The following is a 13,132-nucleotide window of genomic DNA, read 5'->3' on the forward strand; positions in this document are numbered from 1 at the left end:
CCACGCCGCCCCGCACTACCGCACTCTTGAGAGGAACCCCTGCCCCCATGGCAATCCCCCCTGTCCCGCATGCCCACCGGGCCGCCCGGCCCAGCGCCGTCGACGGGCCGTGGCGCGACCCTTCACTCACCCCCGAGACACGGGTGGCCGACCTCGTCGCCCGGATGACGCTCGAGGAGAAGGCCGCGCAGCTGTACGGAGTCTGGGTGGGCGCCGACGCCGACGGCGACGGGGTCGCACCGCACCAGAACGACATGGTCGACCCGGTCGACTGGGACGAGCTCACCACTCGCGGCCTCGGCCAGCTGACCAGGCCGTTCGGCACCGCCCCGGTGGACCCCGGCGTCGGGGCCGTCTCACTGGCCCGCGCCCAGGAGCGGATCGTGGAGACCGGCCGGTTCGGCATCCCGGCGCTCGCCCACGAGGAGTGCCTCGCAGGCTTCACCGCCTGGGGCGCCACCGCCTACCCCGTCCCGCTGTCCTGGGGAGCCGCCTGGAACCCGGTTCTGATCACGGAGATGGCCCACCGGATCGGCCGCGACATGCGGTCGGTGGGGATCCACCAGGGACTCGCACCGGTCCTCGACGTGGTGCGCGATCTGCGCTGGGGCCGGGTGGAGGAGACCATCGGGGAGGACCCGTACCTGGTCGCCACCATCGGCACCGCGTATGTCCGCGGCCTGGAATCCGCCGGGATCGTCGCCACTCTCAAGCACTTCGCCGGATACGCCGCCTCGGCGGGCGCCCGCAACCTCTCTCCGGTCCGGGCAGGTGCGCGCGAGATGGCCGACGTCATCCTCCCGCCCTTCGAGATGGCACTGCGGGAGGGGGGCGCCCGCTCGGTGATGCACTCGTACGCCGAGATCGACGGTGTCCCCGCGGCGGCCGACCCGGCGCTGCTCACCGAACTGCTCAGGGACACCTGGGGGTTCGACGGCACCGTCGTCGCCGACTACTTCGGCATCGGCTTCCTGGAGACACTGCACAAGGTCGCCGCGGACCGCGGCGATGCCGCCCGCCTCGCGCTGAGTGCCGGGGTCGACGTGGAACTGCCCACCGTCCGCAGTTACGGCGATGAGCTCGTCGCTGCCGTACGGAACGGCTCCGTGGCCGAGGAACTGGTCGACCGGGCGCTGAACCGGGTCCTGCTGCAGAAGTGCGAACTCGGACTCCTCGACCCGGAATGGTCGCCGCTGCCGGCCGCGCTGATCGGGGCCGACCCCGAGCAGGCGCGTGCCACGGTGGACCTCGACCCGCCGGAGAACCGGGCACTCGCCCGGCAGCTGGCCGAGCAGGCAGTCGTGCTGCTCGCCAACCCCGGCGATGCGCTGCCGTTGCGCGGCGACGGCCGGATCGCGGTCGTCGGGCCGCGCGCCGACGACGCGCTGGCCATGCTCGGTTGCTACTCCTTCCCCAGCCACGTCGGGGTCTCGCACCCCGAGGTGCCGATGGGGATCGACATTCCGACCGTCCTCGAAGCGCTGCGGGGGGAGTTCCCCGGCGCGGACATCGGCTCGGCGGCCGGCTGCGACGTGGACGGCACGGACACCTCCGGCATCGAGGCGGCGGCCGAACTCGCCCGCCACAGTGATGTGTGCGTCGCCGTGCTCGGCGACCGGGCCGGGCTGTTCGGCCGCGGCACCTCCGGTGAGGGCTGCGACGCCGCCGACCTCGCCCTGCCCGGTGTCCAGGGCGAGCTGCTCGACGCACTGCTGGCCACCGGAACCCCGGTGATCCTGGTGCTGCTGACGGGCCGTCCGTATGCGCTCGGCCGCTGGGCGGACCGGACGGCTGCCACCGTGCAGGCGTTCTTCCCCGGCGAGGAGGGCGGTCCGGCACTGGCTGGTGTGCTCTCCGGCCGGGTCAACCCCTCCGGCCGGCTGCCGGTCGGTGTCCCGCACGGCCCGGGCGGCCAGCCGTGGACGTATCTGCAACCGCCGCTGGGGCTGGCGAGCGGGGTCAGCAACCTGGACCCGACGCCGCTCTACCCCTTCGGACACGGTCTGTCGTACACCTCGTTCGAGTGGGAGGCCGGCGCCGCTGCCCCGGCCGAGCTACCCACCGACGGCTCCGCCGACATCGAACTCACCGTCCGCAACAGCGGGGACCGCGAAGGCGCCGAGGTGGTGCAGCTCTATGCGCACGACCCGGTCGCCCAGACCACTCGCCCGGAGTCACGGCTGATCGGGTACGCCCGGGTGCAGCTCGCCGCCGGGCAGGCCCGCCGCGTGCGGTTCCACTTCCATGCCGATCTGGTGTCCTTCACCGGCATCGGCGGCCGACGGATCGTCGAACCCGGCGATCTCGAACTGCGGCTCGCGACATCCAGCGCGGCCGACGACGTCAAGCAGACCGTGAAGCTGCGGCTCACCGGTCCCGAGCGCACGGTCGATCACCGGCGCCGGCTCGTCTGCGACACGTCGATCGAACTGATCTGAATCTGCCTGTTACTTGAGGGCCCGGGCCTCCCCGCTACAGCTGCGGGGAGGATCCCGAAACTTTCGACGCGGTACATTCCATCGAAGGGACATGTCATGCGCAAGGCAACTCAGGCTGCCGTCGTCGGCACCGCCGCCGCAGCCCTGCTGGTCTCCACGTTCACCGTCGCCGCCAGCGCGACCCCCGAGCACGCCGCCCACCACACCAAGCCGAAGAGTGACGCCGCGGCCAACACCCTCGGCGCTCTGGGCAAGCGTGCCAACGTGCGGATCGGAACCGCGGTCGACATGTCGGCACTTGCCTCCGACGCCACCTACCGGGCCAAGGCCGCGGGCGAGTTCTCCTCCGTCACCCCGGAGAACGTCATGAAGTGGGAGGCCGTCGAGCCGCAGCGCGGCACGTACAACTGGGCCCCCGCGGACGAGCTGGTGGACTTCGCCAAGGAGAACGGCCAGCTGGTCCGGGGCCACACCCTGGTCTGGCACAGCCAGTTGCCCGCCTGGCTGAACAACGGCGACTTCACGGCCGATGAGCTGCGGGAGATCCTGCACAAGCACATCACCGACGAGGTGACCCACTTCAAGGGCAAGATCTGGCAGTGGGACGTCGTCAACGAGGCCTTCAACGACGACGGCACCATGCGTGACAGCATCTGGCTGCAGAAGCTCGGCCCCGGCTACATCGCCGACGCCTTCCGATGGGCGCACCAGGCCGACCCCAAGGCCACGCTCTTCATCAACGACTACAACATCGAGAGCGTCAACGCGAAGAGCACCGCCCTCTACAACCTCGTCGCACAGCTCCGCAAGGAGCACGTGCCGGTTCACGGCGTCGGCATCCAGGGACACCTGGACGTCCAGTACAACGCCCCGCACGACATCGCCACCAACATGAAGCGCTTCGACGACCTCGGTCTGGAGACCGCGATCACCGAGGCCGACGTCCGCATCCCGATGCCCGCCGACAACACCGAGGTGGAGGCGCAGGCGGAGGCCTACGACGTACTGCTGCGCGGCTGCCTGCTCACCGAGCACTGCACCGACTTCACGGTGTGGGGCTTCACCGACAAGTACTCCTGGGTTCCCGGCGTCTTCACGGGCGAGGGCGCTGCGAACGTCCTCGACGAGAACTACAAGGCCAAGGCCGCGTACAACGCGATGAGCGACGACCTCACGCTGGCCGCAGGCAGGGACTGAGAGCGCACATGATCAACAGCACCGAGGAGGCAGCACAGTGACGGACGGCCTCCGGATCCATGCAGTGAAGATAACCCCGGTCGCCTTCCGGGACCCGGCCCTGCTCAACGCGGTCGGCGTGCACGAACCGTACGCCCTGCGCGCGATCGTCGAGGTGGACACCGGCGAGGGCCTCGTCGGCCTCGGCGAGACCTATGCCGACGAAGGGCATCTGAGCCGGCTGCGGGCCGTCGCGGACGCCGTCGTCGGAATGGACGTGTACGCGCTCGGTGCCATGCACCGCAAGGTCGCCGAAGTCCTCTCCGGAGACAGCGGAGTCGGTGGCTCCGGACTGACCGGAATGATCACCACGAGCAGCGCCGTGGACCGGGTGTTCTCCCCGTTCGAGGTGGCCTGCCTGGACCTCCAGGGCAAGGCTGCCGGTCGCCCGGTCAGCGACCTGCTCGGAGGGGCGGTGCGGGAATCCGTGCCGTTCAGCGCGTACCTCTTCTACAAGTGGGCCGCGCACCCGGGACAGGAGCCGGACGACTGGGGCGCGGCACTGGATCCGGAGGCCATCGTCGCCCAGGCGCGCCGGATGATCTCCGAGTACGGCTTCACCGCGATCAAGCTCAAGGGCGGTGTCCGGCCGCCCGCGGAGGAGGTCGAGGCGGTCCTCGCGCTGCGCGAGGCCTTCCCCGACGTACCGCTGCGGCTCGACCCCAACGCGGCATGGAGCGTGGAGACATCGGTCGAGGTGGCCCGCCGCCTGGAGGGGGTCCTCGAGTACCTGGAGGACCCGACCCCCGATCTGGACGGCATGGCGCAGGTGGCCAGGCAGACCCCGATCCCGCTGGCCACCAACATGTGCGTCGTCGCGTTCGAGCATCTGGCGCCCGCGGTCGAGCAGGGGTCGGTCCAGGTGGTGCTCTCCGACCACCACTACTGGGGCGGCCTGCACCGTTCCAAGCTGCTCTCGGGCATCTGCGACAACTTCTCCATGGGCCTGTCCATGCACTCCAACTCGCATCTGGGGATCAGTCTGGCTGCGATGACCCACCTGGCGGCCGCCACGCCGAACCTCACCTACGCCTGTGACACCCACTGGCCGTGGAAGACCGAGGAAGTCGTGGAACCGGGTGTGCTGCAGTTCACCGACGGCGCCGTGCGGGTCCCGAAGGGGCCGGGCCTCGGCGTCGCACTCGACCGGGACGCGCTCGCCCGCCTGCACGAGCAGTACCTCACCTGCGGTCTGCGCAACCGTGACGACACCGGGTACATGCAGCGGATCGATCCCCACTACGAGAAGAAGACTCCGCGCTGGTGAGCCGCGGCGGCCGACGGCCGCCGCACTCCCCGCGCGTTCCACAGCATTTCAAGGAGCATTCATGGCTTTCCTCGACTGGGTCGCCCTCGGCGGCTATTTCCTGGTGATGCTGCTGATCGGCCTCTGGTCGCACCGACGCGTCGGTGATGTCAGTGACTACTTCACCGGTGGCGGCCGGATGCCCTGGTGGCTCTCCGGCATCTCCCACCACATGTCCGGTTATAGCGCCGCCGTGTTCGTCGCCTACGCGGCCATCGCATACAGCGTCGGCATCACCGTCTACATCTGGGCGTTCCTGCCGCTCGCGCTGGCCACCGGTGTGGGTGCCTGGCTGTTCGCGCCGCGCTGGAACCGGCTGCGGCAGCGGTACGCGGTCGCCTCGCCGCTCGAATATCTCGCCAAGCGCTACAACGTGCCCACCCAGCAGGCGCTCGCCTGGAGCGGCGCCCTGCTCAAGGTGTTCGACGTGGCCGCAAAGTGGGCGTCCGTCGCCATCCTGCTCAATGTGTTCACCGGCATGTCGATGACGGCCGGCATCCTGATCACCGGCGTCGTCACCCTGCTCTACTGCACCGTCGGCGGGCTCTGGGCCGATGCACTCACCGACTTCGGCCAGTTCGTCATCCAGGGCATCGCGGCGCTCGCCATGGTCTGGGTGGTGCTGGACCGTCTGGGCGACGGCATATCCGGACTGGGCACGATCTGGCACAAGCTGCCCGACGGACACGGCCACCCGCTGGTCGACCCCTACACCGCCACCTTCCTCGGTGCGTACGTCGTCGTGAAGCTCTTCGAGTACAACGGCGGCATGTGGAACCTGGCCCAGCGCTACATGGCCACGGACACCCCGCAGGCCGCCCGCCGTTCGGCCGGGCTCTCCGCGGTGCTGTACGTGATCTGGCCGGCGGTCCTGCTGTTCCCGCCCGTCGCCGCGGCCGTCCTCCTGCCGGACATCACCGAACCGCAGAAGGTCTACGCGCTGATGGCGGAGTCGTACCTGCCGGCCGGACTGGTGGGTCTGACGCTCGCCGGAATGTTCTCGCACACGATGGCCATGGCCTCGTCGGACGCCAACGCGGTCTCCGCGGTCGTCACCCGCGACATCATCCCGGCGGTCGTGCGCCGCGCCAAGGACCTCCCGGCGGCCACCGGACTGTTCATCGCCCGTGTGTGCACGGTCGTGTTCATCACCGTCAGCATGCTCGTCGCCATCGAGGCCGATCACTTCGGCGGTGTGCTCGGCATCATCGTCGGCCTGGTCGCGGCCGTGATGGGCCCCATCTCCATCCCGATGCTGCTCGGTCTGCTGCCCGCCTTCCGCAAGTGCGGTCCGCGCGCCGCGCTGTCCTCGTGGGCGCTCGGGCTGCTGGGCTACGTCCTGGTGAAGTTCGTACTGGGGAGCGCGGACCAGACCGCCATCATCGCGACCCCGCTGGTGACCTCTCTGGTGGTGTACGTGGTGGTCGGCCTGCTCAGCCCCGAGCCCGACGCCACGGCCGACGCGATCGTGGCCGCGGTTTCCCCCGGCTCCGACGGCGAGGGCGAGCTCGTGGCTGCCGAGGCACCGCAGACCGCGGTGCCGGCCGCGAGCGACTGACGGGGCGTCCGAATCCCGACCCGCCGCCCTCGGTAAATCGGCAGGGCATACATCCGTCCTATTTGTCATGAGTGTGAACAAATCAGGGAGAGCAGTATGGACAAGCACTTCCCGCAACACGCGAGCCGCAGATCGATTCTGGGGCTCGGACTGGGGCTCACCGCCCTGACGGCAACACCTCTCGGATCGCTGCTCGGTCTCTCGTCGGAGGCCTTGGCCGCCGCGCCGGGCGCGGCCGGACTTCCGACCGACCCCGGCGCGTACATCTCCTTCACGCCCCGCTCCGGCAGCTTCCCGCTCTTCAGAGCGGGCACGGCGGCCCCGATCCTGGTCAGCGACCGGGACTACGCCGGCGTCGTCCGGGTGGCCGGTGACCTCCAGGCCGACATCGAGCGCGTCACCGGCGTCCGCCCGGTCCTCTCGCGCGGTGCGACCCCGAAGGGCCGCGAGATCGTCATCGTCGGAACCATCGGGCGCAGCCCGCTGATCGACGGACTGATCGCCGCCGGCAAGCTCAACGTCTCCGGCATCAAGGGCAAGTGGGAGACCAGTCTCCAGACCATCGTCGAGAAGCCGCTGCCCGGCGTCGACCGTGCCTTCGTGATCGCGGGCAGCGACCAGCGCGGCACGATCTACGGTACGTACGACGTCTCCCGCGGAATCGGCGTATCGCCCTGGTACTGGTGGGACGACGTCACCCCCGTGCACCGGGACGGGCTCTACGTCCTGCCCGGCCGCCACACCCAGGGCACCCCGGCCGTGAAGTACCGCGGATTCTTCATCAACGACGAGAACCCGGCGCTCGGCACCTGGGCTCCGGCGTTCTTCGGCCCCGGCAAGGCGCCCGGCTTCGAGAACGGCTTCAACGCCGACTTCTACGCCAAGATCTTCGAAGTCATGCTGCGGCTCAAGGCCAACTACCTCTGGCCGGCTGTCTGGGGACGCGCGTTCGCCGAGGACGACCCGCAGAACCACGCCACCGCGAAGGCGTACGGAGTCGTCATGGGCACCTCGCACGAGGCGCCCATGATGCGCGGCATCGAGGAGTGGAACCGGCACGCCGTCGCAGCTGTGCGCGACAGTGCGGGCAACATCACCACGCCTGGTCACGACCCCTACGGCGGCACCGGCGAGTGGTCCTTCCGCCACAACGCCGAAGCGCTCAAGGCGTACTGGTCCGAGGGCATACGCCGGATGAAGGACGAGGACTTCGAGGGCGTCGTCACCCTCGGCATGCGCGGTAACGGCGACGTCAGCCTGCCCGACGGCGACGGCATCGAGCTGATGACCGAGATCATCGCCACCCAGCGGCAGATCCTGGCCGAGGTCTCCGGCAAGGACGTCACCACGATTCCGCAGGTGTGGACGCTCTACAAGGAGGTCCAGCGGTACTGGGACCGCGGTCTGCGGGTGCCGGACGACGTCACCGTCGTCCTCACCGACGACAACTGGGCCAACATCCGCAAGGTCCCCGACCTCAAGAGCGATGCCCGCGAAGGCGGTTACGGCCTCTACTACCACTTCGACTACGTCGGGGCGGGCCGCAACTACAAGTGGGTGGACACCACCTCGCTGCCGAACATGTGGGACCAGCTCCACCAGTCCGTCGCCTACGGGAACCACGGCCTCTGGATCACCAACGTCGGTGACTTCAAGGGCAACGAACTGCCCACGCAGTTCTTCCTGGAGTACGCCTGGAACCCCGACCGCTGGACCCTTGACCGGCTGCCGGAGTGGGAGGAGCAGTACGCCCGGCAGAACTTCGGCGAGCAGCAGGCCGAGGACATCGCCGAGGTGCTCCGCACATATGCGCAGCTGCAGTCCCGGCGCAAGCCCGAGCTGCTCAACCGGAAGATCACCCTCGACCCGGCCAAGGACCCCGCCAAGGACGCGTCGGCGATCAGCAACGACGACCAGGCCAGCCCGTTCAGCCTCACCGACTACCGCGAGCTGGAGCGCGTCACCGAGGAGTGGCAGCAGCTCGGGGCCGACGCCGAACGGATCGGCCGCAAGCTCCCCGCCTCCGTCCAGGACGCCTGGTACGAGCTGGTCGGCTACGAGGTGCAGGCCACCGCCAACCTGTACGCCCTGCGTGAGGCCGAGTTCAAGAACCTGCACTATGCGGCGCAGGGCCGGGCTCTCACCAACGATCTGGCGGCCGCCGCCGAGGCCCGACTCGCCGACGACCTGGCGTTGTCGGACCGCTTCAACACGAAGGTCGCCGACGGGAAGTGGCAGGGGTTCCAGACCCAGCCGCACATCGACTACGGCGATGTGGCCCGCTACGGGCCGAACGCCCCCTGGCAGCAGCCCGAACTCAACAACGTCGCCCTCAAGGACGTGCTGTTCCCCGCGGTCAAGCGCATCGACCTCCCGGCCGGCGCCGAGATGGGCGTGGCCGTCGACGGCTCGGACAAGTGGTGGCCCGAGGAGAGCTCCCCGGCCGTGCTGCCGGCCTTCAGCCCGTACCAGAGCCAGGCCGCGCAGTACATCGAGGTGTTCAACCGGGGCGCCGCCCCGTTCGACTACCGGGTCCGGACAGGGGCTTCCTGGCTCGTCGCCGACCGGGTCAGGGGGCGGGTCTACAAGCAGGACCGGATCACCTTCCGCGTCGACTGGTCGCGGGCTCCCAAGGGTGTCACGGAGGTGCCGATCACGGTCAGCGGTCCGGACGGCCGCGAGGTCGTGGTCCGCGCCGTGATCGACCACCCCAAGGAGCGGCGCTCGCAGCTCGAAGGGTTCGTCGAGGCCAACGGGTACGTCTCCATCGAGGCGGACCACTACTCCCGGTCCGTGGGCAGCAACGGGATCACCTGGACGCGTATCCCGGGCATCGGCCGTACCGGCGCCGGTATGGAACCCTTCCCGGTCACCTCCGCCCGCCAGACCCCCGGCGGCAGCAGCCCGCGGCTGGAGTACAAGGTCAGCCTGTTCACGACCGGGCCGGTCACCGTGCATGCGTACCTGTCGCCCCGCAACAACGCGCTGGCGTCCGACGGCCTCACGTACGCCGTCTCCTTCGACGACGACGCGCCGCAGAGTGTGAACGTCACGGCGGTGACGGGATCCGACGACGGCACCATGAACGTCCAGTGGGCGCGCAACACCTCCGACAACGTCAACCGCACCAGCACGGTGCACCACATCGGCCGAGCCGGTGTGCATGTGCTGAAATTCTGGATGGTCGACCCGACGGTGGTGCTGCAGAACCTGGTGGTCGACACCGGCGGCCTCAAGCCCAGCTACCTGGGCCCGCAGGAGAGCCTCCGGCTGAAGTGAGCCATGGGACGGGCAAGGGGACAGAGCGATGAAGAGTGAGATCGAGGACGCCGACGGACACGGTGCCATCCTGGGCGTGACCCCCGTTGGGGCGGGGGTCGAGGTCCGGGTGGCGGGTCCCTCGGGGGAGCTCTCACTGATCTGCACCCCTGCCCGGTCCCGGGAACTGGCTGCGGCTCTTACCCGTGCGGCGGACGAGGTGGAGAGCGCGCAGTCGGCCGAGCCCGTCACCGTCACGGCGCAGGAGCTGCGCCGCGGTGACGTACGGGACGGCGACCGGGCCATGACGGTGGAAGCCGTCAGGGTCGACGGGGCCACCGCCTACGTCACCTGGAAGTCGGGCGCCGGGCGCAGCTGGACCCAGGGCTACGACGCGGACGTGGAGATCACGCTGCGGCGCCGCGCCTGAGTCGCGAACGGCTCGCGGACGAGGCCCTTCCCGGAGTCGGGGAGGGCCTCGTCCGCACTCTCGCGTTGTACGGGAACCATCGTAATTTGACGGGCGTCGTAGTACGGGAGGTATCGTACTAGCGATCCTGTCGTCCCGGCGAAACGGAGTCCGCCGTGAGTGTCCTGTTCGAGCCCTGCACCTTGAGGTCGCTTGTCATACCCAACCGGGTGTGGATGGCGCCCATGTGTCAGTACAGCGCGGAAGCGGTGGGGCCGAATGCAGGCGTCGCGACCGACTGGCACTTCGCCCACCTCGTGGCGCGCGCCGCCGGCGGGACCGGCCTCATTCTCACCGAGGCGACGGCCGTCAGCCCGGAAGGCCGGATCAGCCCCGCCGACCTCGGTATCTGGAACGACACCCAGGTGGCCGCCCTCCGGCGGATCACCGACTTCATCAAGAGCCAGGGCTCCGCCGTCGGCATCCAGCTCGCCCATGCCGGGCGCAAAGCATCGACAGCGGCCCCCTGGCTGGGCGGAGGGCCCGTGGGACCGGACGAGCACGGCTGGCAGCCCGTCGCCCCCAGCCCGCTCCCGTTCGACGAGGGTCATCCCGTTCCGCACGAGCTGACCGTGGACGAGATCCACGGCGTCGTCGACCAGTTCCGCGAAGCCGCTCGCCGGGCGCTCGAGGCGGGCTTCGAGGTCGCCGAGGTGCACGGGGCCCACGGCTATCTCGTCGGACAGTTCCTCTCCCCGCACAGCAACCGGCGCACGGACGAGTACGGCGGCAGCTTCGACAACCGCGTCCGGTTCGCCCTGCAGGTCGTCGACGCCGTGCGCGAGGTATGGCCCGAGGACCTGCCCGTATTCTTCCGGATCTCGGCCACGGACTGGCTCACCGAGAACGACGAGGACGACCGTGAGGGCTGGACCGTCGACGAGACGGTACGGCTGGCCAAGGAGCTGCGGGCCCACGGCGTCGACCTGCTGGACGTCTCCAGCGGCGGCAATGCTCCGAACGCCCGCATCACGACGGGCCCCGGATACCAGGTCCCCTTCGCCGCCCGGGTGCGCGAGGAGACCTCGCTGCCCGTCGCGGCCGTGGGACTGATCACCGAGCCGCAGCAGGCGGAGAAGATCGTGGCCGACGGGCAGGCCGACGCCGTGCTCCTCGGGCGGGAGCTGCTGCGGAGCCCGTCGTGGGCGCAGCACGCGGCGCGCGAACTGGGCGGCGATGTCCACAAGCCCGCCCAGTACCTTCGAGCCGTCTGACACCACGAGCCCCCGCCGGACATCCGACGGGGGCCCGGTACGTTGCGGCCGGCCGCGACGCAGGGCTCGGCGTCAGCCCCGCCGCGCGCGGAACAGGTCGCGGATCAGGGCGATCTCGGCCCCATGGTGCAGCAGTTCCTGATTGACCCACCAGACCGTATCGATGAACGGATCCTCCGGGTCGCTGCCATACGGGTACGTACTGTGCCCCACGGTGTCGAGCGCCGCGTCGTCGGCGCCGAGCAGCGCCTCCCGCCAAGCGGTGGCGGCGGATTCGAAGGCCGCGATCGCCCCGGCGACGTCCCCGGTGACCACGAAGTCGTCCCGCGTCAGGGTGTGGCTGCCGTTCGTGTGGTCGGCGCGGAGGGCAAGCAACTCGCTCAGGTGACTCAGCCGCCACGCCAGGGTGGTGAACGGCGGCGGCGTGGGGTGCGGCGGCTGCGCCGAGTCGCGGCCCCAGTCACCCGCGCCGACGAGAACGGTCGCTCCGGGCCCGGGTCCCGCCGCGCGCCGCCGGACCGACCAGCAGCCCGGCACCGGCTCCCAGAGGTACTCCTCGTCGGTCATCGACGGGACCTCGACGTCCGTGCCGTTGCCGCTGTCCACGAGGGGGCCGGTCATACGGTCGGCGAGGCGCCCCCGCGCGAAGTCGAACTGCTGCAGCAGAGGGATCAGGCGTGGTGGTGTCGCCATCGGACGCTCCTGGAGTGGCTTGTCGGACTGTGCGGACACCCTCTCGGGGGCACACCCTCGTCCGGACCCTGTCACAGCCGGTTCGACACCGCGCTCCATTTCTTTGACGATCGGCGGCTCTCCTCGGCGGTAGCCGACGGTTCGTGGGTGACCCCGTTCGACCCCGGGAGCGACCTCGGCTTCGCGCAAGGCACCGGCGCCACGTACACCTGGATGGTTCCGCAGGACGTCCAGGGCCTGGTCGAGGCCATGGGCGGCCGGGACCGGGCCGCTGAGCGGCTCGACGCCTTCTTCCACAAGGCCGACGGATCCTGGTCGGTGAAGGGCGGTGACGCGCTGCGCTACGACCCGACCCACGAGCCCGGCATCCACGCCCCTTGGCTCCACAACGCCCGGGGGCAGCCGTGGAAGACGCAGGCGACGGTCCATCAGATCCTCGACGCCGTGTACGGTACGGGCCCCGGCGGCCTGCCCGGCAATGACGATCTGGGGACCATGTCCGCGTGGTACGTCTTCTCGGCGCTCGGGCTGTACCCGCAGACGCCGGGCAGCGCCACGATGCTGCTGGGCGCCCTGCTCTTCCCCGACGCGCTGATCGACCGCGCACACGGCAGGGACATCACGATCGGTGCCCCGGACGCCGATGCCGGCCATCCGTACGTCGACGCGGTTCGGGTCGACGGGCGCAGCAGCGCCCGGTCCTGGACGGACGCGAGCCTGGTCACCCGTGGCGGCACCCTCGCCTTCCGGTTGGCTGAAGCACCCAACTCCAGCTGGGGCACGGCAACTTCCGGACTGCCGCGGTAGGGGCATACCGATCGGTTCCGGATCCAAGCGAGCGGGTCGCACGGCCTGCTCGCCGGGGTGCCGGTCACCGTTTTCTATCGTTGAAAATTCTCTGTGCACGACCGTTGTTATGCGTTTGACGTTGTGGCTCAATGTTCGATTGTGTGCGTGCCT

At 69.8% G+C, this 13,132-nt stretch carries 8 protein-coding genes and 1 pseudogene; 8 read left to right on the top strand and 1 reads right to left on the bottom strand.

Annotated elements, in window-relative coordinates:
- The first annotated feature begins 47 nt into the window (after positions 1–47).
- The 7 genes from ACIA8E_RS24275 to ACIA8E_RS24305 all read left to right on the top strand — a co-directional run bounded on the left by ACIA8E_RS24275 (position 48) and on the right by ACIA8E_RS24305 (position 11,479).
- Complete coding sequence (locus tag ACIA8E_RS24275) at positions 48–2,438, top strand: glycoside hydrolase family 3 N-terminal domain-containing protein (protein ID WP_399301417.1); 2,391 nt, start codon at positions 48–50, stop codon at positions 2,436–2,438.
- Between the two features lie 96 nt (positions 2,439–2,534).
- Positions 2,535–3,635 carry an endo-1,4-beta-xylanase gene (locus tag ACIA8E_RS24280; protein ID WP_399301418.1) on the top strand — a complete coding sequence of 367 codons (1,101 nt, stop codon included), beginning with the start codon at positions 2,535–2,537 and terminating at the stop codon, positions 3,633–3,635.
- A 37-nt stretch (positions 3,636–3,672) separates the two neighbouring features.
- Positions 3,673–4,941, top strand: coding sequence for a glucarate dehydratase family protein (locus tag ACIA8E_RS24285; RefSeq protein WP_399301419.1), 1,269 nt, complete (start codon positions 3,673–3,675; stop codon positions 4,939–4,941).
- Between the two features lie 61 nt (positions 4,942–5,002).
- Positions 5,003–6,538 carry a sodium:solute symporter family protein gene (locus tag ACIA8E_RS24290; RefSeq protein WP_399301420.1) on the top strand — a complete coding sequence of 512 codons (1,536 nt, stop codon included), beginning with the start codon at positions 5,003–5,005 and terminating at the stop codon, positions 6,536–6,538.
- A gap of 96 nt (positions 6,539–6,634) precedes the next feature.
- Positions 6,635–9,817 (top strand): glycosyl hydrolase 115 family protein, encoded by a 3,183-nt coding sequence (locus tag ACIA8E_RS24295; protein WP_399301421.1) that lies wholly within the window; start codon positions 6,635–6,637, stop codon positions 9,815–9,817.
- 28 nt (positions 9,818–9,845) lie between these two features.
- A complete protein-coding gene (locus ACIA8E_RS24300; protein WP_399301422.1) occupies positions 9,846–10,226 on the top strand; it encodes a hypothetical protein in 381 nt (126 codons plus the stop codon).
- Positions 10,227–10,381: 155 nt separating this feature from the next.
- Positions 10,382–11,479 carry an NADH:flavin oxidoreductase/NADH oxidase gene (locus ACIA8E_RS24305; RefSeq protein WP_399301423.1) on the top strand — a complete coding sequence of 366 codons (1,098 nt, stop codon included), beginning with the start codon at positions 10,382–10,384 and terminating at the stop codon, positions 11,477–11,479.
- 72 nt (positions 11,480–11,551) lie between these two features.
- On the opposite strand, the gene ACIA8E_RS24310 is transcribed toward ACIA8E_RS24305, so the two are convergent.
- Positions 11,552–12,172, bottom strand: coding sequence for a DinB family protein (locus ACIA8E_RS24310; protein ID WP_399301424.1), 621 nt, complete (start codon positions 12,170–12,172; stop codon positions 11,552–11,554).
- 135 nt (positions 12,173–12,307) lie between these two features.
- Here ACIA8E_RS24310 and ACIA8E_RS24315 point away from each other — a divergent pair.
- Positions 12,308–12,979, top strand: a pseudogene (locus tag ACIA8E_RS24315) (glycoside hydrolase domain-containing protein); the annotation flags it as partial.
- Between the last annotated feature and the right edge of the window lie 153 nt (positions 12,980–13,132).

Source organism: Streptomyces sp. NPDC051664, from assembly GCF_044453545.1.
In the GTDB taxonomy this organism is placed as follows: domain Bacteria; phylum Actinomycetota; class Actinomycetes; order Streptomycetales; family Streptomycetaceae; genus Streptomyces.